Source organism: Rheinheimera oceanensis (assembly GCF_018831085.1).
Lineage (GTDB): Bacteria > Pseudomonadota > Gammaproteobacteria > Enterobacterales > Alteromonadaceae > Alishewanella > Alishewanella oceanensis.
This window is the reverse complement of the sequence record NZ_JAGPNM010000006.1, coordinates 136,581-160,151: the sequence shown is the minus strand read 5'-3', so window position 1 is coordinate 160,151 and position 23,571 is coordinate 136,581. Positions and strand designations below refer to the sequence as shown.

The window sequence follows — 23,571 nt, the reverse complement described above, 5'->3', positions numbered from 1 at the left end:
ACATAATGCGCGTGCCCAGTGTTGCAGCCAGGTGCGGAGCAGGTGTCAGGCCAGAATAGTAACGCCGGTCAAGCTTACCGATCTGCCATCACTGATCAACCACCACTGGACTAAAGCACTGGCAGCGAGTGCCGATGGGCGTTTTCTTTACGTCGGTATTGGCTCTAACAGCAATATTACTGAGCGGGGCATGGAAGCTGAAGCAGATCGCGCGATGATCTGGGAAGTAGATGCCCAAACCGGGGCGCACCGGCCTTACGTCACCGGTTTACGTAATCCAACAGCGCTCACCATACAACCAGAAAACGGCCAATTGTGGGCAGTGGTGAATGAGCGTGACGAGATGGGGCCAAACCTGGTGCCTGATTACCTGACAACGGTAAAAGAAGGCGCATTTTATGGCTGGCCTTATAGCTATTGGGGGCAAAATATTGATGGCCGTGTACGGCCGCAAGATCCAAAAAAAGTGGCGTCGGCTATCAAGCCTGATTATGCGCTGGGCTCGCACGTAGCTGCGCTTGGGCTCGATTTCTCTGTAGCCGCCATGGGAACCGAATTCGCAGAAGGGGGATTTATTGGTGAGCATGGTAGCTGGAACCGTAAAAATCCGGTGGGCTACAAAGTGGTATTCGTACCGTTCCGTAATGGTGTTCCTGCCGGGCCGCCGGTAGATTTTGTCACTGGCTTTCTCGGCAAAGATGGTAAGACCCGTGGCCGACCTGTAGGAGTAACAGTAGATCCAAGAGGCGCATTAATTGTTGCTGACGATCTGTCCAATACTATCTGGCGTGTAGTTGCTACGGCTGCGGTGCAACGGGCTGATTAATAATGTCTACCACAGCATTGGCCGAGCGTACGGCCGATTCCAGCAGCGGCACGCCCTCACAGGCCCAGGAGCCACAAAAAAACACCTGGCGGCCGCTTTGGCAGTGCCACTGGTTAAGTGCTTTATGCACCTGGGCGGTGCCAGGGGTAACCACTGCGCGTTGCAGTGGTATGCGTGCCAGTACGGTATCCGGCTTGGGTTCAAACAGCGGGTTCCAGGTTTGAAATACCGGCGCGCTGTCTGTAAGCGTAGGTTCTACCCTGTTAACCCAGACAGTAAACATCGGTTTTGTTAGTGTTTTATCCAGCTGAAAATTCAGTGCCGTCCAGTCTTGTTGTTTTAGCGGCATAAAGCGGCTGTCCTGATGCACCCAAAGCTCGCCTGAATCAAAGCCAATGCTTTGCAGTATTTCGCGCTCAGCGCCAAACTGGGCGTCATCCAAAAAACTTAGCTGGTTAGCCTGGGTGGCAACAATTACCCGATCGAACACGCCACCATCACCGTGTTCGTTATAGACCTTTACCCCTTGCCCGGCTGTTTTAACCTGTACTACAGGGCTGCCACTATGCAAAGGCAGGCCTTTAGCCAACGCTTGCACCAATGCTGAAGTACCACCTTCCAGCCGGCAAAGCTGGCTGCTGTGCAAAATGCCATTCAGTAATGACAGCAACTGCGCTGCGGGCCAGTTCAGCAGGTGTTTTTCTTCACAGGTACAAATAGTGGTAAGAATGGGCAGCACCAGGCCGCGCCAGAACAGTGGGTCAAAGTTGTGCTGCTGTAAAATGTCAGCCAGCGTGGCATCGTTCAGTGTGGCATTGTTGCTACGGTGCTCAAGCTGGCGGGTTAGCCGCCGTAGTTGCCAGATACCCAACCCCATGCGCAGAGCTCGGCGGTTCAGGTAGCGCCACGAGCCAATAAAGGGCCAGCCCAGCAGCGGGACTTCGCCACTGCGAAACCAGGTATGGCGGTTAGTCCAGCTACAGGTGGTATGGGTTTGTACGTTAAAAGTGCCCACGCCAACTTCTTTGGCCAGGGCAAGCAGGCTGGGCCAGCTTTCGGGGCTCATTACGCGCAGAGGTACATCTACCATGCCGCCATTTACGTTAAGGCGGTGAGCATCCATCCCATGGCTGTTGTGGGTTTCAAATACTGTAACATTATGGCCGGCACAGCGCGCCCGATAAGCCGCCGCTAACCCCGCCATACCGCTGCCAATTACAGCAATAGAGTATCTGCTACCACGTTCAGCCATCAATGCCCTCCCGGTTCGGCTAATTGGCAACATCTGGCGATGTTGTTTTCAGACAATAAGGCACAGTAAAACACATTTCGGCGGCGGGTGTCGCCAAAGGGCAAAATTTCAGTATTAAGTTGGTTTGCCAAAGACACCACTTCAAAATTAACTGCTGTTTAGCAAGCTCAGTCATTTAAATTAGAAATTATTGATTGACATTTTTAAATCAATAAATTAACTTTTGTTTCTTTTTAGTCGGAAATGGAGTTCAGTTATGCAACCGTCCTTACCCTACAGAATGCCTGAAACTATGTCAGGTCAAATTGATTACCTGTGTCAGTTACTTGATTTTCCGCGTAATATGTTTTCCGCACGCGGCAATATGCCCGCCCTTTCTGAGGGGGTTGTACTGGAAATTCTCACTGGTATCGTGCTGTATCATCACTTGCCGAGACAAGATAAGATGAAAGTTATGCGTTTAATCCATGACAATTTACAGGGGCGGCCAGCGATAGCTAAAGCGATCGCTAAGATCACAGATCCTATGGTAAACCCTATGTGGGGGCTTTGGGCGAAGACAACTCATGAACTGGAAGCTGATTTAGAATTTGCCGAATCTGTAAGTACATATTTAGGGCTGGCTGGTGCAGGATTTTCTGTTCCATCCTTGTACGATATGGCCAAAAGCAGTAGAACGCCGAAAGCAGGCATTGGCCGCGCACATCCTGTTCTTACTGTGATGATTTGGGGCTTTTACTTTAATCATGAATCAGGCCGTCAAGCTATTCAGGCTGAGTTAGTTCGCCGTGCCAGAAGCCATTAATTTGAAGTTGAAAATATCAAAAGCGGCATTTTTTTTGGAAAGCAGTTCTATACTTGCCTGGATAAAATTTCTTATGCTGCCTTTTGCAATTGGGTTTATTTATTATTTTATTAATAGCGAGCTGTTGGCCAGCACTGCCAGCCGGGTTGTCTTAGCACTGGTTACAGTGTTTTTGTTTTTTTATGTGGTGGAACGTTTAAGCCTGTGGTTATCGAAATTTCAGACTGACCAATGTCTTATCGCTACTTTTGATAATACCAGATTACGGCTTGCGTTAGATGTGCAGGCTGATTTTCTAGCGAGTGAACTGCTAAGCGTATCTTTTTCAGACAAAGCGATTTTCAATGCACTTCGTTTACCAAACAGTAAGAATGTTATCATAGTAACGACGACTGATGGTGTAACTGAGCTGCCGACAAATTTTTGCTATGCTCCATTACAAACGTTTCTACAACAGGTGAATGCTACTGTTCAAAAGCAGTATGCTAAATAGTTCTATGGTTTTATTTTGTCGGATATTAAATAAAATATTGCTACAAGCTTTCATAATGTCATTGACCGTAATGACATTATTAACTCCTTTTATTCAGCTCCACGCAGAGATAGATCCGAACAGTGTTTTGGTTGCGTCAGAACGTCAAAGGTTGCAACAACTGGTACTGAGTGATGATGCGCCCGCTCTTGAAAAATACCTTCAGTCTTTACCTCAACAGAGTTTGCAGCAACTGTTTGCTGTAGAGAACCCGCTTTACTTGTTGATGACAAGTGCAGAAGGCTGCTCTGTATCAACGATTGATGTACTCATAGCCTTCGGTGCTGCTTCAACATTTGATGACGATGGTAACGCATTGCACCACATCGGGTATTTTCGTAAAGCGGAAGATAACCGTGAGTGTATAAATAAGTTGCTGGCTATTGGGCTAGATATTAACCATCAAGATAAAGACGGTTACACCCCATTGATAAAGTTACTGTACTCGCAAAATGAGCACACCCCGGATTTACTCAGATATATGCTGGAAAAAGGGGCTAACCCTTTAATGCGCTCACAGTCAGGAATGGATTTTTTACATCATGCGTTAGCAGTGCAGTTGTTATATACCGAACAGCTTTATTTTTTACCTGAAGATGATGCTCTGTATGTTGCGGCAGATAAAATGGTGGCGACGGCCCAATTTGCCCGTAGCCTTTATGCAGAGTTTTACTCTGTCCAGCAAGAGAACAAAATTCAGGTAACTAATCACAAGTAACCTAATATATCTGCAGTTGGCCTATTTTTGGGCGCGATAATAGGCAACCAGCGCATTGGCATGGCCGTGGCCAATGCCATGCTGCGTTTTTAAAAACGCGACCTGAGCCATATGCGGCTGATCTTTCACGTTATCCAGTAAGGTTAACCAGTGTTGTATGCTTTGGCCGTAGTTTTTTTCAATCGACGGAAAGTAAGACGCCGGGCCTTTAACAGCTTGTTCTGTGCTCATTGGGTTTCTCCTGTTAGTTAAGTGATAGCAAGGTGTAGTCGTACCATAGCGGGAAAATTCGACATGGCAAATAAAGTGCTATAAAAAAACATGCAACCAAAAGGTTGCATGTTTGGCTGTGCTGTGTTTTAGTTAAGCTGTAGTCAAGCTAAACTCAGATACGGAGCAACTTATGCAAAACACTATTCAGCGCGAGCTAACCATTAATGCCAGTGCCGAGCGCATATATAACGCCATTGCCACACCGGAGCAGGTGGTAAAGTGGTTTCCCGATACGTTAACAGGCGACTACCGGCAGGGTGCACAAGCGGTATTCGGCTTTGGTGAAAAACACAGAAGCAGTGTTTATATTGAAGCCGCCAACCCTTACAACTATTTTGCCTATCGTTGGGTGCCTGGCGGCAATAACTTCACCGGTGAAGTACTAACCGTGCCGCACACTCTGGTAGAATTTCGTATTGCAGAGTTAGAGCCGGGCCGATGCAAAGTGAGCTTAACGGAAAGTGGTTTTGCCGATTTACCGCCACAAATCGCTGCCAGCAGTTTGGCACAAAACAGCGACGGCTGGGACTTTATGCTGATGCGGCTACAACAATACTTTAGTGAGGAGAGCAAGTGAGCCAGCTAGCCATAGCACAGATATTTAAAGCATTGGGCGACCCGGTGCGGTTGCAGATAGTGCAGCGGTTATCGAACGGTACAGCACTGTGTATGGGCGAATTATCTAAAGATCTCGGTATTAGCCGCCAGGGTGCGCGTAAGCAAATTCAGGCGCTGGTGTCAGCTAAAGTAGTACAGCTGCACCCGGTGGGGCGTGAAGTTAAAGTGCAGCTGGATGCCGTTGCTCTGCAGCAAGGGCGGGACTTTATCGCCAGGTTGGAAGCCCAGTGGGACAAGCGCTTACAGGCATTAAAACAGTTTACCGAGCAGTGAATGCCAGGTCTGGCGGTTACCCCGGCGCCGGCTTATTCGTTCCAGGAACGCGCCAGAAAGCGCGCCTTACCCCCAGCCAGCACATATATTGCCAGTTTGGTATTGCGCGCCTGTGCCTCAGCAGACTTTAGCCGGGCCAGATAGCGCAAAATTTCTTTTTGCAGGCTTGGAATAAGGGCTGCCCAGCGCTGGCTGGCTGCTGGGTTTTGCTCTAACGCTACGCGAAACCAGTCTGGCATCGGATCAACAGGTCCGGGCGTGTAGGCGGCATCAAATTGCAGCGCTACCTGTACCACGTCACCAACCCCGGTGCCGGATGCGTTGAGCACATCGGCATGCAGATACAAATAAAAACTGCCGTCACCAACCGGCATCATATTAATCCGCCACGGTGGTTCAGGTTTGCCGTTTACCTGCACCAGCACCGGCAGTGGTTTACGCCACTGCTCTTTTAGCTGCGTAGCCAGCTCGCCGCTTACCAGTACGTACGGATTAATACCGCGTATGGTGATGGGTGCGCTAAAAGTAATGCCAGTCATTGTCAAACTCCGTAGTGGTGTTGGCTGTTGCTTGCCCGATGTTTTGCACAGCGGCGGTGTTCACTTACCGGCTTAATTAAACTGGATCTGAGACAAAGAAGATAGTATTAGAAGGTTTGCCTAGATAAACATGCTTTCCCATGTTTGCGCCATTAGCTTCTTCGCAGACCCCCAGCGGTAACCGCCCAGTGCACCACTTTGCTGTATAACCCGATGGCATGGGATCAGTAAAGCAACCGGGTTCGCGCCAATAGCGTTACCAACTGCTCTTGCTGCGTTAGGGGCACCGAGCGACTTAGCAACCCTGGCATAGCTAGCCACAGCGCCAGGAGGGATTTTGAGCAGGGCGCGCCACACAGCGATCTGGAAATTGGTGCCTGCCACATGCAGCGACAGAGGACCCTGCCTTGATGTTATATTTGCGCCAAAAAAAGCATCAATGGCATGACGCGTAGATGTGAGATTTTCTGTGATTGCACTCAAAGGCCAGGCGTTATGCAAGTCATCCAGTAACACCGGCACAGTATTAAAGCCGATGAACTCTGCCCGGCAAACACCACGCGGGGTTACTGCCACAAACATAGGCCCCAGCGGAGTAGAATGTAAACCATATTCTATATTCAGCTGCCTTCCCCGGCTCTTATACTCGCCTGGTGTGACAGCCTCAATCTGCACAAAATGATCATGCAGCCTTGAACTGCCACTTAGTCCAAGCTCATGTGATACGTCGAGCAGGCAGCGGGATTCGTCCAGCAGCTTTTTACCCCGTTCCAATGTCAGGACCTGCAAAAAGCGCTTTGGAGTTGTGCCTGCCCAGCGGCAAAAAAGCCGCTGAAAGTGATAAGGACTCAGGTGTATATGGGCGGCAATCTCTGCCAAACTGGGTTGATCAGCAGCCCTGTCCACCATATAGACCATAGCTTTTTCAATACGATCGTAGTCCGACATAACAATACCTCTCAAACCCGGTTTATGGAAACGCCGCCATCTACCAGCATCGCTGATCCCGTAGTAAAGCTGGACGCATCGGAAGCCAGATAGAGTGCAGATTGGGCAATCTCCTCTGGCGTAGCAATACGTTTAAGTGCGTGCAGATTGCAGACAAACTCTTTCGCTTCTGGCGTACCCGCAAATTCCTGTGCTGCAGCTGTATCAGTTCCACCCGGCAACAACGCATTTACCCGGATATTATGACAGCCGTACTCACAGGCAAGTACCTGGGTAAGGCCAATCAGCCCCGCTTTGCTGGCGGCATATGCAGACATTCCCGGCATACCTGCTGTATAGCCCACAAAAGTAGAGGTAAAAATTATGGAGCCGCTACCGCCAGCCAACATGGCAGGAAGTTGGTACTTCGCCGCCAGAAAAGCACTCGTCAGATTCGTTGCGATAACCTGATTCCAATCACTCAAAGACATGTCGGGAACCGGCCCTCTGGCACCTAATATGCCAGCATTATTAAATGCGACATCCAGGCGGCCAAACCGGGCTAAAGTCTGCTCGACCAGAGCCCTGGCAAATTCTTCTTCACCAACATCGCCCGCAATTGCCAGCGCTTGTCCGCCTTCATCAGTGATAAGGTTAGCTAAAGATTGAAGCTCAGGCTCTCTTCGTGCGGCCAGCACCACAGAAGCGCCTTCTTTGGCGAACAGGCGTGCGGTTGCCCGGCCAATACCGGCACTGGCACCAGTAACAATGACAACTTTATTCTCGAGAGTATTCATATCCGGCCTCTTGGTTCTGTTTGAAATTAGTGTCTGATTGAAACAGAGCCAATTTTAAGAGGTTGCGCCCAGCCTGCCGACCCGGATCTTGCTGAGTTGAAGTGTAGTGTAAAGTATTAATGAGCTAGCCTTGCCGTAATGAATTGCTATATTCCCTGCCAGGCAGCAGAATGTTTTAGTTAACCCAGCACAATCAAACATTAAAGGACAGGACTATGACTCTGCATATTGACCTTATTCCGGTGCTCTCCATCGTTGCCGGTATTCTGATATTGATCCGGCCCAGGATCCTAAACTATGTTGTGGCTATTTATCTGATTGCCGTAGGCGTAATCCAGATTTTTGGTTTACAAATCTGATTAACTGGGGCAGATCGAAGCTAACGCCATGACTAACCCTTACTACACATGATGTCGAGATATGTTACAGCATACAGTACTCTCTCCCGCAGGCCTGCTACATCGGGCAACAGCAGATGCACATTCCAGTCGGCTACACTGTAATCTTCGGGATCAAACGTAGAGGCATTGGCAGTAATGATAGAAGGACTCCAACCACTAAGATAAGCAAGGCCCTTCTCGTGAAAAGCCCTGGCATAATGGCCATGAAAGAAAACTCCGTCATTTTCTGCTCTAATGCCTTTAATATTCCGCCAGTCGATGGGTTGTTGCCAGCGATAGTTAGTTAAAAACTTAACCGTATCGGCTGCCCAGAAATCGTGATTGTAGTGGAATGCGGTGCGGGAGGCTGAACTTGCCAGGGTTATGCAGCGCTCTGTTGTTTTAAGCGTGACTACATCACCTTGATTCTGCCATTCATTGCCTTGTGACCCCAACCACGGTGTTCTGGGCCAGGAGCTGCGGAAAAGCGTGCCTTGCGCGGTTACGGCATCAAGGAACGCTTGGGCATTTTCTACTGTTTCGTACTCGCCGCCCCACTCGAAAGGGTGGCGTTGCCGCATCAGGTCGACCTGTGGCATCTGCTGTGTATGCAACTGCGCCTGCAGTGTCCGCTGGCTATAGGTATTTATTTTATCAATTTGCACTATGGCATGAGCTTCCAACATTGCCCACACATCGGCATCTACCCCGGCAACAAGCAATGGCGCAGTGTCTGTAGGGCCTGCACAATACAACTGATTTCTCTGAAAGTAACAGGTAACCCGCTTGGCGTCATCGCTGGGTTTTAAGCCTGCTTTGTGATCGATCTGATATAGCATCACCTCCTCTTCGTTAATCTGCGCCAGCATTAGCAGACGTTTATTGGGGATTTCCCAGGCAAATTGCAGGTTTACTGCGCCTTGGCGTTCCGGTTGCGCCTCGGCCGCTGCTGAGAATTGTTTCCAGCTCTCTTGCTCAAGAACAGAGATAGTAGCTGAGCAAGACAGCAAAAGCAGGCCGTAACAACCGCACAGCAGCAAACGGAAACAAAGTGTTATAAGATGCATAGGTAAAATCTCCGCTATTGGGCACTGGCGCGGTTGCAGGATTTGGTTTCCTGCCGGGCAGGGCAATGCATTTCTGCTGTACAGGACGCGATCTTGGCGCCGAAGAAATTGACAGGTTGTGAACATTGCAACGGTGCCAGTGTACCAGGATGACCATTGCATAATTTACTGCGGTCAAGCGCGGCGTAATCTTTCATGGCTTTGGCCTGCAACATGACGACGGGAGTGAAATCCAACTTTTTTGTATAAGCGGCATAATCATGCGTGCATTTTTCTGGCTGGCGCGGCATTTTTTTACGGGCTTCTTCGCGCGCTTCTACTAAACGCTTAGCATTCTGCGCAGAAAGCTGTAAGCGCTTTGCCTCAGCTGCAGCCAGTTTTTCCCGGCGAGCTTGCTCTGCTGCTATTGCAGCCAACTGGCGTTTACGATCTTCCTCCGCTTGCAGACGCTTACGCTCGGCCTCAGCTGCTTTGGCTTGCCGCTCGCGCTGTATTTGTAACTCTTCAGCTGCCATTTCCCGCTTTAGTTCATCTGCCGCGGCCTGCTGTTCCGGCGACGCAGCCTGGCAGTAACCCAAGGCAACACATTTTACCTGAGTAACACAATAAAGATTTTCGATGTCATTAACCTGCATACCTACAGTATTGACCCTTAGATACGAGCGAATATCCACGCTACGTCCTTCTGCCCGGGCTTTGCTGCCTGAGCAAGGGATCCAAAAGCTAACCTGCGCATGGGCTAAAGATGGCAGTAGCCCGATAATCATTACTAACATTAACAGCGGCAGAATCCAATGGCGCGGTTTTACGTGAGGGGGACACTTCATAATTGGCTCCTGACGCTGGGTTACGGGCCTGTAATCATATATAAGAGTAAATAATCGAAAATATTTTTACAATATTCAATCGCAAACCGAGTATATAACAATACTGGCACAGTTTTCTGCATAACACTTTTTGGGTAATCGACGGCTAAGATCAATAAACAGCCCTTTTCTATGCATGAGAACTAATTGGTTTATTTAATTAGCGGTTAATTTTGCTGCGATCTAATAATGGTAGCGTTTTATGCTGAAGCTGGCGCCTTAGGTTAATGAAAACTGCCAGGCCTCTTTAATCAGCGGTTCAATATGTTTAAGCTCAGCCAGGCTGGTAATTTTCGCCACATGGGTAACTTGTTTGCCGTCAGCAACAATTTTAATAAAAGCCGGGTTATCGATCTGGCGGCCAAGATGGATCGCCACCCGCACGGCATCTTGCATAATCGACAGGTCGACAAAGATGCGGCGGCTGCGAAACAACACATAGCGGTCGCGGGCAACGGTTTCTACTTTGCCAAGGTTATTAATAACGCTTTCTATAGCCCGGTAAACCTCAATAACTGCTTCTGGCCTGCCCCGTAATACATCAGCGCTATCACCGGTGCCACAAGCATGGCGCTGATTTTTGCGGGTGAACTCACGCGCGCATTTCGGGCACTGCCACATTTCCGGGGGCATTTATACCTCTGATACAAAGCTTTGGGGTAATTTGAGTTTAGCGTAAGCAACAATTTAGCTGCGCCCTTTTCCCTAATGAATTGCTATATTCCCTGCCAGGCACCACAATGTTTTAGTTAACCCAGCACAATCAAACATTAAAGGACAGGACTATGGCTCTGCATATTGACCTTATTCCGGTGCTCTCCATCGTTGCTGGCATTCTGATATTGATCCGGCCCAGGATCCTAAACTATGTTGTGGCTATTTATCTGATCGCCGTAGGCGTAATCCAGATTTTTGGCTTGTAAAGTTGATTAACGGGCAAACATAAGTAATTAATTTGTTCTGACTGTTTGCTCTTCATTCCAGCTATTGCCGCTAACAAAAGTGGACAGGTCATTACACCTAACCCCTTGTTCGCGCAGTACCTTAAGGGCTTTTCCTGCCACCAGTTGGCGTAAATAAAATGGCTGATGCACCACAAAATGATGGATAGTATGGGTACTGCCAAAGTTACAGCAAAATAGCTGCAGCGGCATAAAATACCAGCGATCCAGAATTTGGGTTTGCTGCAGCAAGTTATGTACGTTGCCGTAGTAATGCATATGGGAAGTGATAAAGTTTAAGCAGGCCGAGCGAATTACGTTAGGGGCGATTAGCACTACCACGGCGAAATCAATGCCCTGCATCAGCCATACTAAGCTGTCTGGATAAGGTGCAGCGCTAAACCCGCCGAATAGCGCATCATAGGCGTGAAATAATAAAAACACATACCAACAAAGAAAATACAGGCTGGCCAGCGGAAAGCTCGCTTGCAGTAGCTGTTGTACGGAAAAGTTATCTACTTCCCGGCGCAGAACAGCGCGACGTATATATAGACCCAATAAACCATCAAACATCACGATAAAACGGCTAAAGCCATAGGCGATGCCATTACCTACCAGGCGTTCTTCTATATCGTTGGTGCTGCCGGAGACTTTATGATGTAACAGGTGCATATCGCGCCTGTACCAGGGGCTAACTGTGTTAGGGCGCATCAACCAGGTTAGCAGCATCATGCCGTGGTAGATAATTGGCGAGTTACGAAAATACTGGCGATGGATCAGATCATGTTCAATTTCATGGGCCAGGGAGGCACACAGTGCAGCCGCGATTATGCAAGCCCAGGCCGGAATTAACTGCAGGTAATATAAACAGGCGGCAGTTACCATACCGGTTAGGGCAAACAATAAGATACCCAGCCCAAGCCAGTTCTGGTAGCGCAGGATGGGATAGCGTTCGCGCCAATATTGTTCTTCGGCACGAATTGCCTGAATGATGTAGCGGACCCGTTGCTGCGGCGATAGCTCATCTGACACTTTGCTTACTGACATATATGTCGCCTTTCCAAATAGACCAGCCTGACAGCTGGAATTAACTAACGATGGGCTCTTTCTCTGTGCCTGACACAGCGCTGAAAGCAAAGCTTACCGGAGCAGGATTTTAGCCAGCGTTTTATGCTGTTCGATCATTCGGGTAGTTGCAATTGACGCTCACTACGCCAGACGCGGATCAGGCTGATACAGTCTGCTTCGCGCAGGTATACCACACGAAACGGTGGCAGGATAATTTCACGGATATTGGCCTGATTAAACTCCGGCACCATCCGGCCGGAATCAGGTTGAGTTGTCAGGCGCTGTGCCGCGGCCATAATGTCGGTAACAAAACGCTGACCAATATGCGGCACGCCTTGCTCCAGATACCAGGCCTTTATTGCCAACAAGTCAGACAGCGCGGACTGAGCAAACTCTAACCGCACTCAATCAATTCCCAGCAGTTGTTTAGCCTGTTCGGCAGTTACGGTATTGCCATCACGAATATCCGCCAGGCCAGTGGCAATGGCTTTAACAAAGCGCAGTTCTTCAGCGGTGTTTTCGTAATCTTCCAGTGCCTGCACCACGGCAACGCCGCGGCCACGGCTGGTAAGCAGCACTGGCCGGTGGGTGCTATTGGTTTGCGTTACCACTTTGCCGGGGTTTATTTTTAAATCCGATAACGGCACTACGTCTTCAGAGAATTTGGTTTGCATCATCAGCTCCTGCTGTTAACAGTAGCCATTAATAGCACCTGTTAAAAGGTGCTGTCAAGCGAGTGAAAACTGCCCAGGCCTCTTTAATCAGCGGTTCAATATGTTTAAGCTCAGCCAGGTTGGTAATTTTAGCGATATGAGTAACTTGTTTGCCGTCAGCAACAATTTTAATAAAAATCAGGTTGTCGATCCGGCGGCTAAGATGTATTGCTACCCGCACGGAATCTTGCATAATCGACAGGTCGACAAAGATGCGGCGGCTGCGAAACAGTACATGGCGGTCGCGGGCAACAGTCTCTATTTTGCCAAGAATATTAATAAAGCTTTCTAAACCATATATTTTGGCTGACCAACAGCGAAAGATGCGGTTTTAATTAAGCCGTTCTGCACTTCGTAAACGCATAACATTTCAATTTCGCCTTTGCCTTCCGGGAAATTACGGGTAATGACTTCGTGATCTACTATGATATTTTCCATAACAGCGCGGCTTAAAAGGCGGGCATGTAGGTCGGGCTCGGCAAACCGAACCAGCATGCGCTTACGCATTTCCTCATGACCAGAAGCCAGGCATACGCCGTGTAAAGCGAATTGTTGTGCATCTTCAGCATAGGTACTTAGCCAGGCTTCGATATCTTTATTATTGTAAGCGTCCAGCTGGCGCTGAATTAAAACTGCGTAATCGTTCATTTCACTCTCTCCGATGTCTGGGCTGTATAGCGAATAGCATACTTTGTAAAAATATTACTAATGTAAATTAATTGTATTTTTTAGGGGTGTCGTTATAATCCGATTTTCTTCTTGGTCACATCAGGACGTGAAAATGATAACGCCACAGCAAAAACAGCATGTACGGGACTTGATTAACATACTATACAGCCGTGCAGGAATTAAAACCCAGTTTCGGGGTGAGGTGAATGAAGATGTTGCAGCGGTTGTAGGCGATCTGCTGACAGATATCGCAACTTGTTCCGATGCATTTCGATGGGTTCCTAAGCCAACAGGCGGCAAAGCGAGTGTACTCTGGTTGGTTAAAAATAATTCACAAAGCGTAATGGCGGAACTGAAACAGAAGCAGTCGGTAACTTGCATGCGAGCACGTATACTGCAGTACAAAACATCATTGGATATGGCAGCTGCAGGGCTGGGTTACTAACTGAGGCGGTTACATGATTAAACACCTTCTATTACTTTCGCTGTTTGCCCTGTCTGCTTGCAGTTTACAAGCGCAGCCAACAGTTACAGCGTGGCCTGCATTTAATTGCAACACTAATGTTGTCCCCATCACTTTTGTCGATCTGCATATTTGTACAAGCGCCGAAACTTACAGCAAGGTTGAAGTGCTGGCAGGCGCAACCCCAACCATAGTGTTTGAACAAGGCGAAAGCCGCTTTGATGCGCTTAGTTATGAATCTGCTGATAAGGCATTGTCTGGTTTACCCGCTCGCTTAGAAACCGCAAATGTCCGCCAGGCATTAGATGCTTTGTTTTCCTGGCGTGGTAGCTCAAATCTGTCGCCTAAACAGCAGGCATTATTACAGGTATTTGGTATTGACGCTGAAACCCGGCTTATGCAGTTTAATAATGGCAACATGACAGCGTATGTGCGGTTAAACGAAGGTGCTGCTGACAATACAGTTTTTATTATCGTCGGTGACAGCAACAACATTTACCGCTTAATTGGCAACTTTAAGGAAGCTGATGTAGAGCGCTGGCTTAGCTTGATCAACGCTGTATAAGTTCAACAAAGATAGCGGCAATTCGGGTGATACAGCTAAACTTTGTGCGGTAAATCTATTGCCGCTGTATTTTTCCGGTACCGGATTTTTGCCTGTATGTCGTTAATTAGCTACGACCCTTTTTCGTACCGGCTCCCCCACCAGGAAAAGGTCGTTTGGCTCAGCACGCCTATCTGGATCTTTCCAGTACAGGCTATAGCTCAATCCAGAATCTTTGTTTGACGCGACTGCATCTAAAACTACAGCAAAGGAATAGAAGTTACCTACAGCAATCATCTGATCACCTAACGAGCCTGTAGAAAAACCTGCTTGCACCGCGGGATCTCCCTTTCCATACTGTTTTTACATTTTGCCAAATTAACCAAAATTTAACTATAAATCAACTACATAATATTGAGTGTGGTTTACAGTGATTTTTGTGCAGATACCATTGGTTAGCTATGACTCCCTTCCCGATATGCTATTAAGCATACGAGTATTACCATTCAAAGCCTGCTTTTAGCAATTGAAAGGCAAATTTATACCATTCAGGAAAACCTTGATTGTAACTCATCACTCGCTGCGCTAGCGTAGCGACAACAGCACTAAAAAAATTTTTTATGACATTTAATCGTAAAGAAAAGCTCGTTATCTCTTTGTTGCTCGGGTTCCTATATCTTATTCCGGCAAGTTTAGAGTGGTTGCAGCACGCCGATGGCCACTTGCCAATCATCGTAGTAAGTTTGCCTATTTGGCTGGTATTTTTTTACATAGGCCCTTTCTGGCTGTTCTACCTGTTGCAAAAAACGACCTTTGTCAGTGGTCTTAATGTTTTTATGCAAGGGGCCATTTATGTGGTCATTATGTACGCTGGGGCATATCTGGTAGATATATTGCACTTGTTGGCTTTTCCACATTACCGGTTTTCAGTGGCAGAGCAGTTGGCATCTGCAATATTGTGGGGGGTATTTATATTTTCCATGGCGCAAATGTATCTCTTATATTTACGTCTGGTGTTGGAGCAAAAGCTTCGAAAAGAAACTCAATGGCTGAACCTGACCAACAGGTTGAATCCTCACTTTCTATTTAACTCCCTCAATACCATATCGGCATTAATTTATGCATCACCACAAAAAGCTGATGAAGTATTGCACAAGCTGGCTGATATTTTGCGTTATTCGGTTGAGCAACAAAAACAATGGGTGGCGCTTGAAGACGAACTAACGATTTGCCGTACCTATTTAAGTATTGAGCAGGCGCGTTTTACCGATAGCTTAATTATCAACTGGCAAATGGATAAAGCGCTAAATCCTGCTTTATATAAAGTGCCGCCAATGTTATTGCAGCCCCTTATTGAAAATGTGGTAAAGCATGTTAAAAACCGCCCCGTCGTGCTTAATATTACAATACGCCTGGACGACCCAAATCTAGTTTTCTTGATACAGGACAACGGTAAAGGCTTTGCTGAGTCAGTGTTAAGCGAAAAAAAGCAGAACGGCCATGGGCTGGATATCGTGAAAAAACGAGTCGCTCTGGTCGGTGGTACCTTAGCACTTTATAACCAGGGAGGAGCAGTTTGCAAAATCAGCCTACCGATACACCACTGCGTGTGATCATTGTTGAAGACGAAGCGCCAGCAAGATTAAAGCTAAAAATGCAGTTACAGCAGCTTGCGGATATTTTATTAATTGCCGAATGCGCCGATCCCGTTAAAGCGATTGACGCCATTAATGCACAGCAGCCAGATCTCGTTTTTTTGGATATTGAACTTGGAGAGTTATCTGGCTTTGATGTGCTTGAAGCGATCACGCCACCTTGCCATATAATTTTTACCACCGCGTATAGTCACTATGCGGTGAAAGCTTTTGAAAAAAAGGCGCTTGATTATCTGCTAAAGCCATTTGACCTGAACCGTTTGCGCCAAGCCTTGTCACGTCTGGTGATACCTCATATCCCAAGCGCAGCGCACAGTGATACACAGCTGATCGCAAAAGTGGGAGACAAGATGCATATCTTACAAACATCAGGTATTTATTTTGTGAGTTCAGTACAGGGTATCTCTACTGCGCAGTGTATTAAAAGAGATTATCACTTAGACACAAGCCTGGAGTCTCTGGCTCAGCAGCTGCCGTTATCTTTCCTGCGAGTCCACCGTAACTGCATTGTCAATACCAGGCTTATCAGTCAAATAGAGAAGTGGCACAACGGAACTTTTTTACTTCGCTTCGAGAATATAGGCGGCACTGTCACAACAAGCCGACGTGGCGCTTTGGCAATAAAAAAACACTTTAAAATCTAAACCTTAAATAAATTTTTACACCATTAGTTTGGTGCGAGTTCGTGCACCCCAAAAAAGGAAACTTGTATGAAAACACTGTTGATATACCTCATTTTACTGCTGAGTTTTCCGAGTTGTGCAAGCAGCTTCGTATTAAATAACGTTTTGTTACCAGACTTTCAGACGCGCAAGTTAACCCCCGCTAATGTCGAAATAGCCAATGGTAAGATTAAGCAAATTGTTGATGTGCATATTAATCTGCTTCACCCGGATACCCGTGACGGGCAAGGCAAAGTGATGATGCCCGCACTGCTTGATATGCACTCACATAGCATGGGAAATAGCTCGTTAGATAGAAGCGATTATCAGTATATAGGTATTCGCGGTACCGCGAATGCCATGCTTTATGCCGGGGTGCATGGTTGGCTCGATCTTTATAGTAAGGAAAAAGATATCTTGAGGTATCGGGATAGGCAATTTCCCCTGCAGCGGGATGAAGCCTTTGTTTTTGCTGCCGGCCCTTGTTTTACTGTGCCTACTGGCCATTGTGATACAGGTGATACCCGCCTAATAAGCTCTCCAGAACAAGCTATTAATGAACTTAGAGACTTGAGCAAAGCAAAACCCAATGTGGTCAAAATTGTGTTTGATACCTCAAGCAAAAGGCCGACAGTCGATAAGCCGACATTAAAAGCTTTTTTGAATGAAGCTAAACGATTGAATATTAAATCGGTAGTGCATGTTGGATCTTGGGAGGATGTCAGAGTTGCAACCGAGTTTGGAGCCAGTGCCGTCACGCATCTACCATGGCAAAAGATGCCAGATGATCTGCCAAAATTGATGAAACAGCAGGGTACTGCGTTTATTCCCACGGTTGCAATTATCGCTGAGCTGTTGTTTTTACATAATCCAAGCCCAGAAGAGTTATCAGCGTCTGTGCTATCTATTCCAATGACCAGCGCTTTAGTTAAGGAAAAATTATTAAAAGATTATCCGATAACTGAACGTCATAAAAATCATTATGATTGGATAACTAAGTTAAAAGCAGAAAATGCTTTTTCTGAAATGCAGAATGCATTGCTCAAACTAGATCAAGCAGGTGTCGACATACTGGTTGGCTCTGATGCGGCTAACTTAGCCATGTTTCAAGGTGTAGGCTTTCACCGGGAAATGTTTTTTTTACAAAAAATGGGAATGTCATCGTGGGATATTATTGCTGGTGCAACTCATAAGGCTTATCAGTTTCTTAACTTAGATTGGGAGCTAGCTGAAGGTAAGCCTGCACATTTTACCTTGCAGAATAAAACGATTTTTGATGATTTAAGCCAATCTACACAGGTTTCAGACATTTATATTTATGGCCAGAAAGTGCACCGAGAGCCTTTATTGCGTTATGCCAAACCTGGTTTTTTCCAATACGCCAAATTATTTCTCGGTTTTGAAGTATAAAGGCAAGGTGTTGGTTCTGCAGAAACTCTGGTGGGTTAATCTTCTGCAGTTATGCTTTTTGAAAACGCTTGGTTTAAGCTTGCGATTAACTTATTAACAAAAATAGCGCCGCTTGACAGTATGCTACATAGTATTTTGCCTGCGGTATTGCGGCAAAAAGCGAAAGGGCTTGATAACCCACAGCGGCTTTCGCCGCTGTGTTGTGTGAAAAGTTAACGAATATCCAGTACCAAAGTACCGCGTGCTGGTACGGTAAGTTGGTTGTTCAGCTTTATGCTTTTGCCGGTAATAACCTCGGTGGCGGTTTTACCTTGCGGTAGTACTTCATTAAAACGGGCTAAATCCAGCGTTACTGCTTTGGTTTGTTTATTCATTACCACCATTACTGTTTGCGCTTCGTTATAGCGGAAAAAAGTATAGGTGCCGTTATCGGGTGCAAAGTGCATTAGCTTGCCGTTGTGAATAGCCGTGGCGGTTTTACGCCAGTTAAGCAGGGTTTTTACCAGCTGCTGCGCGCTTTTTTGTGTGGCATTTAAGCCTTTACCGGTAAAGGCATTAACCTTATCGCCGGCCCAGCCGCCGGGGAAGTCGGCGCGTACTTTGCCGTCGTCGCGCTGTTTCGGGCTGGTCATGGCTATTTCTGTGCCGTAAAACATTTGTGGTATACCGCGCATGGTAAGCAGGTAGCTTACTGCCATGCGGTATAAGTTAAAATCTTCATCCAGCACAGAAAACAACCGGGCTGTGTCGTGGTTGCCTTCAAAGGTAACCAGGTTAAACGGATCGGCGTATACATGGTCGTTGCTGAGCATTTCATACAGGCCAATCCAGCCGCTATTCCAGTCTTCAGCGGTGGTAAGTGCTTTTAACAGCGCCTCGTACAGTGGAAAATCCAGCATTGCCGGGGTGTGTGACACATAACCATCTTTGTTTTGTTTGCCACGTTGCCAGTACGACACGATTAGCGGGTTGGGGCTCCATTCTTCGCCAACGATATTAAAGTCTGAGTACTCCTGCATAATGCGCCGGCCCCATTCGCTTAAAAACTGTTTGTCGGCATAGCTGTATGTGTCTTCGCGAATGCCGGCTAAATTAGCGTACTCTACCCACCAGATACTGTTTTGGATCAGGTAAGTGGCCAGTAGCGGGTGGCGCTGGTTAAGATCGGGCATGGTGTCGACAAACCAGCCGTCGGTAAAGAGCTCGGTGTCAGCTTTGCTGGCGTAAGGATCTTGTATGGTACTGCGGCTGTGGTTGGTGCCCATAAAGGGCGCACCTTGCAGAGTGTCTTGCTTATTCAGCCAGTTGTCGTCGGGTAAGTCGGTTAGCCACCAGTGCTGATGGCCAATATGATTCAGAATAATATCCTGAATAACCTTAATGCCTTTGGCATTGGCTGCGGCAACAAAATCGCGGTATTGCTGGTTAGTACCATAGCGCGCATCAATATTGTATAAATCGGTGGCGGCATAGCCGTGGTAAGAATAAGCGCTCTGGTTGTTTTCTGTCAGTGGCATAGGCCAGATGGCGGTGTAGCCCATGCTGGCGATATAGGGCAGAGCATTTTGCATACCGGCAATATCACCGCCGTGGCGGCCGCTGTCATCCTGGCGGTTGGCCTGCTCCAGCATGCCGGGCATATTGTCGTTGGCGGGGTTGCCGTTGGCAAAACGGTCCGGGGACAGCAGGTAAATAACATCGGCCGGGTTAAAGCCCTGGCGTTTGGCCGAGTTGGCGCTGCGCTGTAATAGCGGGTAGTTATGGCTTAGCACTGTTTCGCCATTATGGCTAAAATGCAGGGCAATATCGCCGGGTTTTACATTGCCGGTCAGTGTCAGGTTAACAAACAGGTAGTTAGGGTTGTTGGTGCGGGTAACGCCGCTAAGTGTTACGCCGTCGTACTGTACCTGTGGTTGCAGTTGGGCGATATCTTTACCATATAACATTAACTGCAGTTCGGGGTGCTGCATACCAGCCCACCAGTTGGCGGGTTCCAGCCGTTCAATAACAAAGCTACTTGCCATTACATGGCTACTTACCAGGGTGGTTAGGGCAATAAGGGTTTTGTGGTACATAGCAAAAGGTCCGCTGACACTTGGGTTGCCTATCGTGAAGCAGTGCACCATTATGACGCAAGGCTAGCCGCGGTTTTGCATACGTATTCAGCCACAACCCGGACCAGTGCCGGTAGCTGTCAGCGGTGTAATGCCGCTATTTGCTGCTGCAAAAAGCGTTGTTCGGGTGCCTGTTTGCAATGGCTTAATGCCTGTTGGTAAGCCTGAAGCGCTTCGGTTTTAAAGCCAAGCTGGCGCAGCAAATCGGCCTTGGCGGCATACAGCAGGTGATACCGGCTTAGCTCACCCTGTAACTCCAGCTCGCTTACCAGTGCCAGCCCGGCTGCCGGGCCGTCGCGCATGGCAATTGCAACGGCCCGGTTAAGTGCGATAACCGGCGATGGGTCGGCCTGTAGTAGTAAATTGTATAAGCCGCAAATTTCCTGCCAGTCGGTGTGTTCTGCACTTGGGGCTTCGCTGTGAATGGCGGCAATAGCGGCCTGCAGCGTATAAGGGCCAATACGGCGGGTGCGCAATGCCCATTGCACTAATTCACTGCCCTCATGTATTTCATCCTGTTGCCATAAGCTGCGGTCTTGCTGCGGCAGCAATACCAGCTCACCGTTGGCACTGATGCGGGCGTTGCGTCTGGCATGTTGTAGCAGCATCAGTGCCAGCAAACCTGCGGTTTCGGCATCGGGCAGTAGCTGTAACATTAAGCGGCCCAGGCGGATGGCTTCATCACTTAAGCTGACGTCCAGTAACTGCATACCAGCGGAGGCAGAATAGCCTTCGTTAAACAGCAGATAAATAACCTGCAGCACGGCATCAAGCCGTTGCGGTAATGCTGCCGGTGGCGGCACTTCGTAGGGGATGCGTGCATCGCGTATTTTGCCTTTGGCGCGCACTATGCGCTGCGCTACTGTGGTGGGGCTGGTTAAAAAGGCGCTGGCTATTTGCTCAGTGGTTAAGCCGCATACTTCACGCAGCGTTAATGCCAGCTGTGCATCGGCAGCTAAGCTGGGGTGGCAGCAGGTAAAGATCAGCCGCAGTTGGTCGTCGGCTATCGGTGGCTGCTCCGGCGCATCTTCGGCTGCCAGCTGTTGCAGTATTTCATCCGGCAGTTGGGTTAAGCGGGCCGTTTTACGCAGTTGATCAATAGCTTTAAAACGCCCGGCCGATACCAGCCAGGCGGCAGGGTTAGCTGGTATGCCATCTTTTGGCCATTGCTTAAGCGCAGCATGAAAGGCTTCGTGCAGCGCTTCTTCGGCTAAGTCAAAATCGCCCAGCAGGCGGATCAGCGTAGCCAGCACTTTACGTGACTCATGCCGGTATAGTGCACTGATCCGCTGTTGTATGCTTATTGTTTCAGCCTTTTGCTCCTGCTGCACGTTTTTACAGCTCAAGCTGGCGCACAGGCCGTACTTCTACCGAGCCTACCCGTGCTGCCGGTATGCCGCTGGCAATTTGGATCGCTTCGTTTAAATCATGCGCTTCTACCAGATAAAAACCGGCCAGTTGCTCTTTGGTTTCCGCGAAAGGGCCATCGGTAATACTAACTTTACCGCTGCGCACCCGGATGGTAGTGGCAGTGCTTACACTCTGCAGGGCTTCGGCGGCCAGCATGCGGCCGCTGCCATGTATTTTTTCAGCATAGGCCAAGCATTCGCTGTCATGCGGGCTGTCGGGCAGGCTATGCAGGCTGTTTTCGTCGCTGTATACCAGACACAGATATTTCATCGTTGTACTCCTTAAGGCGCTAAGTTTGACAGAATAGCACCGCTTTCCATATCAAATGGCATTGAGTAGTGCTCGTGTACTATTTTCCAGCCATCGCTGCCATGTTGCCAGCACTGGGTGGCGCGCATCCAGCAGCGTTGCATTTCGCCCTTGTCGTTAGCACCGCCGCAGTGGGTCAGGCTGTGGCTAAACGCCAAGTGTTCGTTAGCCTGCACTTTTAGCTGATGCAGTTCAAACATCGATTCGCCGCTGCAAAATTCCATGCAGCGCTGCCAGTGGGCGCGGTACGCGTCTATGCCTTTAAACTGTAGCTTTGCTATAGCGTCAAAGGCGACAATATCAGCATGATAAAGGCGGGTAATGGCGGCAACATCTTTTGCCCGTACGGCGAGGGTCCAGTTAGCCAGAAGATCGCTGATTTGTTGTGCACTTTGGTTGTTGTTCATACTGTAGCTCCTGTTGTTACCATCAAATGGTATAACTAGTCGCAACAGTGACGGCTGATTCGACAGCCGCCGGGAGTTTTTTTACAGGCTCTTTTTCGGTGGTAGTGCTACGTTGGCAAAAATCAGCCCGGCTACCAGTGCCATTAGAATGAGGAAGGTTTGCTGGCCTACGCGGTCAGACACTACAAAATCCTGGCCGGAAATCAGCGAATTTAAACCGATATAGGTTTTACTGCCCGGCACCAGTACGATTAAGCCGTGCATAGCAACGATAACAGCCGGAGCATTGGCCAACCGGGTAAACAGGTTGCTGTAAATACCCACGGCAAAGGCACCGAGAAAGGCGCCCATCGTATAATCAAATAATGTAGCGCCGGTAATACTGACACCATAAGCGATAAAGCCAGCAGCCAATGACCACAACGTATATTTGCCACGGCTTTTAAACAGCACAATCAGCGAGCTGACCAGAATACCTACTGCCAGCCAGGCAAAATGGTGTGAAATTGGCGGCGGCTTAACAAAGTCGACCACACCAAACAGGGCAAAACCAATAGCTATGCCCAGTAAGGCGCCAAAGTACAGCTTAAACAGCAGCATCAGCGCATCCATAATGCGGGCATTGCCCGATACCAGATGCCGTGCTGCCAGTTCAGCAAAGCCGATGGTTAGCGCCAGGCCCGGAATAAACGAAATAATGGCTGATAACACTGCCAAACGAATATTAATGCCGGGGTCTATATAACTGCTAATGGCGCAGGCGCCTATACCGGCCGCCAGCGCCACTAACGGCTCCAGCATATTGGCAATGCGCGGTGAGCGCGCGGCCCACAGCATAAACAGGTAAACCAATAGTGATAATAATGATGACCACAATACATCATTCCAACTGGTGGCCATTAGCATGGCAAAAGCCCCGCCAGAGGCCATCATCGCCACCGCCGTGGCTAGCTTGCCGTACGAGCTGGGGCGGGTATCGATAGCATCCAGCAGTGCATCGGCTTCATTAATACTGACTTTACCCTGCAACACCTGATCTACCAGTTCGTCGGTACGCGACAGTGCACCCAAATCCAGATCGCCGGGGTTCACCCGTGAGGCATGGGTGTACTCCTGCTCGTGGCCGTCGGTCCACAGTACAAACGTCATCGAGGTGGGGGAGATAATAAACGAGCCTTTTAAGTTTAAGTGGCTTGTCAGCTCGGTTAAATGGGCCTCCAGCCGATAGGCGGGGGTACCGTACTTGTGCAGCATCTTGCCCAGTTTGACGACAAATTTGCGTTTATTATTAAAATCAGCTGTGTACACAAGCGGCATCCGTCAGATTGGTAAC

The 23,571-nt window shown here is 48.3% G+C and carries 31 protein-coding genes; 13 read left to right on the top strand and 18 right to left on the bottom strand.

What is annotated here, in order from left to right:
- Positions 1 to 31 precede the first annotated feature (31 nt).
- Positions 32 to 826 (top strand): PQQ-dependent sugar dehydrogenase, encoded by a 795-nt coding sequence (locus J3B89_RS14335; RefSeq protein ID WP_215398290.1) that lies wholly within the window; start codon positions 32 to 34, stop codon positions 824 to 826.
- Here the strand turns inward: J3B89_RS14335 and J3B89_RS14330 are convergent.
- Complete coding sequence (locus J3B89_RS14330; RefSeq protein ID WP_215398289.1) at positions 798 to 2,078, bottom strand: FAD-dependent oxidoreductase; 1,281 nt, start codon at positions 2,076 to 2,078, stop codon at positions 798 to 800. The two genes, J3B89_RS14335 and J3B89_RS14330, sit on opposite strands and share 29 nt — an antisense overlap.
- A 256-nt stretch (positions 2,079 to 2,334) precedes the next feature.
- On the opposite strand from J3B89_RS14330, the gene J3B89_RS14325 reads away from it, so the two are divergent.
- From J3B89_RS14325 to J3B89_RS14315, 3 genes are read left to right on the top strand one after another with little or no spacing between them, the layout of a single operon-like run.
- On the top strand, positions 2,335 to 2,883 hold the full coding sequence (locus tag J3B89_RS14325; protein WP_215398288.1) for a hypothetical protein: 549 nt from the start codon (positions 2,335 to 2,337) through the stop codon (positions 2,881 to 2,883).
- Entirely contained in the window at positions 2,867 to 3,376 is a 510-nt protein-coding gene (locus tag J3B89_RS14320; RefSeq protein ID WP_215398287.1) for a hypothetical protein, read from the top strand. Before J3B89_RS14325 ends, J3B89_RS14320 begins: the two co-directional genes overlap by 17 nt.
- A 55-nt stretch (positions 3,377 to 3,431) precedes the next feature.
- Positions 3,432 to 4,133 carry an ankyrin repeat domain-containing protein gene (locus J3B89_RS14315; RefSeq protein WP_215398286.1) on the top strand — a complete coding sequence of 234 codons (702 nt, stop codon included), beginning with the start codon at positions 3,432 to 3,434 and terminating at the stop codon, positions 4,131 to 4,133.
- 21 nt (positions 4,134 to 4,154) lie between these two features.
- Here the strand turns inward: J3B89_RS14315 and J3B89_RS14310 are convergent, their stop codons facing one another.
- The gene (locus tag J3B89_RS14310) at positions 4,155 to 4,364 is read right to left on the bottom strand and encodes a DUF4287 domain-containing protein (protein WP_215398285.1); all 210 of its coding nucleotides are present in this window, start codon (positions 4,362 to 4,364) and stop codon (positions 4,155 to 4,157) included.
- A gap of 172 nt (positions 4,365 to 4,536) precedes the next feature.
- Between J3B89_RS14310 and J3B89_RS14305 the strand changes: the two genes are divergently transcribed.
- A complete protein-coding gene (locus J3B89_RS14305) occupies positions 4,537 to 4,983 on the top strand; it encodes an SRPBCC domain-containing protein (protein WP_215398284.1) in 447 nt (148 codons plus the stop codon).
- Positions 4,980 to 5,297 carry an ArsR/SmtB family transcription factor gene (locus J3B89_RS14300; protein WP_215398283.1) on the top strand — a complete coding sequence of 106 codons (318 nt, stop codon included), beginning with the start codon at positions 4,980 to 4,982 and terminating at the stop codon, positions 5,295 to 5,297. The genes J3B89_RS14305 and J3B89_RS14300 overlap by 4 nt, the downstream gene beginning before the upstream one ends.
- Positions 5,298 to 5,329: 32 nt before the next feature.
- Here the strand turns inward: J3B89_RS14300 and J3B89_RS14295 are convergent, their stop codons facing one another.
- The 3 genes from J3B89_RS14295 to J3B89_RS14285 form a co-directional block, all read right to left on the bottom strand.
- Positions 5,330 to 5,836, bottom strand: coding sequence for a YdeI/OmpD-associated family protein (locus J3B89_RS14295; protein WP_215398282.1), 507 nt, complete (start codon positions 5,834 to 5,836; stop codon positions 5,330 to 5,332).
- Positions 5,837 to 5,956: 120 nt separating this feature from the next.
- Positions 5,957 to 6,784 (bottom strand): bifunctional helix-turn-helix domain-containing protein/methylated-DNA--[protein]-cysteine S-methyltransferase, encoded by an 828-nt coding sequence (locus tag J3B89_RS14290; protein ID WP_215398281.1) that lies wholly within the window; start codon positions 6,782 to 6,784, stop codon positions 5,957 to 5,959.
- 11 nt (positions 6,785 to 6,795) lie between these two features.
- Positions 6,796 to 7,560, bottom strand: a complete 765-nt coding sequence (locus J3B89_RS14285) for an SDR family oxidoreductase (RefSeq protein WP_215398280.1) — start codon at positions 7,558 to 7,560, stop codon at positions 6,796 to 6,798.
- A 215-nt stretch (positions 7,561 to 7,775) separates the two neighbouring features.
- Between J3B89_RS14285 and J3B89_RS14280 the strand changes: the two genes are divergently transcribed.
- The gene (locus J3B89_RS14280) at positions 7,776 to 7,919 is read left to right on the top strand and encodes a DUF3096 domain-containing protein (RefSeq protein WP_215398279.1); all 144 of its coding nucleotides are present in this window, start codon (positions 7,776 to 7,778) and stop codon (positions 7,917 to 7,919) included.
- A gap of 32 nt (positions 7,920 to 7,951) precedes the next feature.
- Here J3B89_RS14280 and J3B89_RS14275 read toward each other — a convergent pair whose 3' ends face one another.
- The 3 genes from J3B89_RS14275 to J3B89_RS14265 form a co-directional block, all read right to left on the bottom strand.
- Complete coding sequence (locus J3B89_RS14275; RefSeq protein ID WP_215398278.1) at positions 7,952 to 9,007, bottom strand: hypothetical protein; 1,056 nt, start codon at positions 9,005 to 9,007, stop codon at positions 7,952 to 7,954.
- A gap of 14 nt (positions 9,008 to 9,021) precedes the next feature.
- Positions 9,022 to 9,834, bottom strand: a complete 813-nt coding sequence (locus tag J3B89_RS14270) for a hypothetical protein (RefSeq protein WP_215398277.1) — start codon at positions 9,832 to 9,834, stop codon at positions 9,022 to 9,024.
- A gap of 258 nt (positions 9,835 to 10,092) precedes the next feature.
- Positions 10,093 to 10,506, bottom strand: coding sequence for a DUF5655 domain-containing protein (locus J3B89_RS14265; RefSeq protein WP_215398276.1), 414 nt, complete (start codon positions 10,504 to 10,506; stop codon positions 10,093 to 10,095).
- A gap of 152 nt (positions 10,507 to 10,658) precedes the next feature.
- Here J3B89_RS14265 and J3B89_RS14260 point away from each other — a divergent pair, with 152 nt between their 5' ends.
- Positions 10,659 to 10,796: a DUF3096 domain-containing protein gene (locus tag J3B89_RS14260; RefSeq protein WP_215398275.1), complete on the top strand. Its 138-nt coding sequence runs from the start codon at positions 10,659 to 10,661 to the stop codon at positions 10,794 to 10,796.
- A gap of 27 nt (positions 10,797 to 10,823) precedes the next feature.
- Here the strand turns inward: J3B89_RS14260 and J3B89_RS14255 are convergent, their stop codons facing one another.
- The 5 genes from J3B89_RS14255 to J3B89_RS14235 form a co-directional block, all read right to left on the bottom strand.
- Positions 10,824 to 11,861: a fatty acid desaturase gene (locus J3B89_RS14255; RefSeq protein ID WP_215398274.1), complete on the bottom strand. Its 1,038-nt coding sequence runs from the start codon at positions 11,859 to 11,861 to the stop codon at positions 10,824 to 10,826.
- A gap of 134 nt (positions 11,862 to 11,995) precedes the next feature.
- Positions 11,996 to 12,286, bottom strand: coding sequence for a type II toxin-antitoxin system RelE/ParE family toxin (locus J3B89_RS14250; protein WP_215398273.1), 291 nt, complete (start codon positions 12,284 to 12,286; stop codon positions 11,996 to 11,998).
- Positions 12,287 to 12,556, bottom strand: a complete 270-nt coding sequence (locus tag J3B89_RS14245) for a type II toxin-antitoxin system Phd/YefM family antitoxin (protein ID WP_092790632.1) — start codon at positions 12,554 to 12,556, stop codon at positions 12,287 to 12,289.
- A 28-nt stretch (positions 12,557 to 12,584) separates the two neighbouring features.
- Positions 12,585 to 12,827, bottom strand: coding sequence for a DUF5655 domain-containing protein (locus J3B89_RS21510; protein ID WP_349814227.1), 243 nt, complete (start codon positions 12,825 to 12,827; stop codon positions 12,585 to 12,587).
- Between the two features lie 56 nt (positions 12,828 to 12,883).
- Complete coding sequence (locus tag J3B89_RS14235; RefSeq protein ID WP_215398271.1) at positions 12,884 to 13,243, bottom strand: nuclear transport factor 2 family protein; 360 nt, start codon at positions 13,241 to 13,243, stop codon at positions 12,884 to 12,886.
- Between the two features lie 133 nt (positions 13,244 to 13,376).
- On the opposite strand from J3B89_RS14235, the gene J3B89_RS14230 reads away from it, so the two are divergent.
- The 5 genes from J3B89_RS14230 to J3B89_RS14210 all read left to right on the top strand — a co-directional run bounded on the left by J3B89_RS14230 (position 13,377) and on the right by J3B89_RS14210 (position 17,998).
- The gene (locus J3B89_RS14230) at positions 13,377 to 13,709 is read left to right on the top strand and encodes a hypothetical protein (protein WP_215398270.1); all 333 of its coding nucleotides are present in this window, start codon (positions 13,377 to 13,379) and stop codon (positions 13,707 to 13,709) included.
- A 184-nt stretch (positions 13,710 to 13,893) separates the two neighbouring features.
- The gene (locus tag J3B89_RS14225) at positions 13,894 to 14,292 is read left to right on the top strand and encodes a hypothetical protein (protein WP_215398269.1); all 399 of its coding nucleotides are present in this window, start codon (positions 13,894 to 13,896) and stop codon (positions 14,290 to 14,292) included.
- A gap of 599 nt (positions 14,293 to 14,891) precedes the next feature.
- Positions 14,892 to 15,884 (top strand): sensor histidine kinase, encoded by a 993-nt coding sequence (locus J3B89_RS14220; RefSeq protein ID WP_215398268.1) that lies wholly within the window; start codon positions 14,892 to 14,894, stop codon positions 15,882 to 15,884.
- The gene (locus tag J3B89_RS14215) at positions 15,848 to 16,570 is read left to right on the top strand and encodes a LytR/AlgR family response regulator transcription factor (RefSeq protein WP_215398267.1); all 723 of its coding nucleotides are present in this window, start codon (positions 15,848 to 15,850) and stop codon (positions 16,568 to 16,570) included. Before J3B89_RS14220 ends, J3B89_RS14215 begins: the two co-directional genes overlap by 37 nt.
- Before the next feature lie 66 nt (positions 16,571 to 16,636).
- Positions 16,637 to 17,998, top strand: a complete 1,362-nt coding sequence (locus tag J3B89_RS14210; RefSeq protein WP_215398266.1) for an amidohydrolase family protein — start codon at positions 16,637 to 16,639, stop codon at positions 17,996 to 17,998.
- Positions 17,999 to 18,210: 212 nt separating this feature from the next.
- Here J3B89_RS14210 and J3B89_RS14205 read toward each other — a convergent pair whose 3' ends face one another.
- The 5 genes from J3B89_RS14205 to J3B89_RS14185 form a co-directional block, all read right to left on the bottom strand.
- The gene (locus tag J3B89_RS14205; RefSeq protein WP_215398265.1) at positions 18,211 to 20,073 is read right to left on the bottom strand and encodes a glycoside hydrolase family 13 protein; all 1,863 of its coding nucleotides are present in this window, start codon (positions 20,071 to 20,073) and stop codon (positions 18,211 to 18,213) included.
- Between the two features lie 119 nt (positions 20,074 to 20,192).
- A complete protein-coding gene (locus J3B89_RS14200; RefSeq protein WP_251372444.1) occupies positions 20,193 to 21,458 on the bottom strand; it encodes an RNA polymerase sigma factor in 1,266 nt (421 codons plus the stop codon).
- The gene (locus J3B89_RS14195) at positions 21,448 to 21,792 is read right to left on the bottom strand and encodes a YciI family protein (RefSeq protein WP_215398264.1); all 345 of its coding nucleotides are present in this window, start codon (positions 21,790 to 21,792) and stop codon (positions 21,448 to 21,450) included. The genes J3B89_RS14200 and J3B89_RS14195 overlap by 11 nt, the downstream gene beginning before the upstream one ends.
- Positions 21,793 to 21,803: 11 nt before the next feature.
- Positions 21,804 to 22,238 (bottom strand): YybH family protein, encoded by a 435-nt coding sequence (locus J3B89_RS14190; RefSeq protein ID WP_215398263.1) that lies wholly within the window; start codon positions 22,236 to 22,238, stop codon positions 21,804 to 21,806.
- Positions 22,239 to 22,319: 81 nt separating this feature from the next.
- Positions 22,320 to 23,555, bottom strand: coding sequence for a threonine/serine exporter family protein (locus tag J3B89_RS14185; RefSeq protein WP_251372442.1), 1,236 nt, complete (start codon positions 23,553 to 23,555; stop codon positions 22,320 to 22,322).
- Positions 23,556 to 23,571 lie beyond the last annotated feature (16 nt).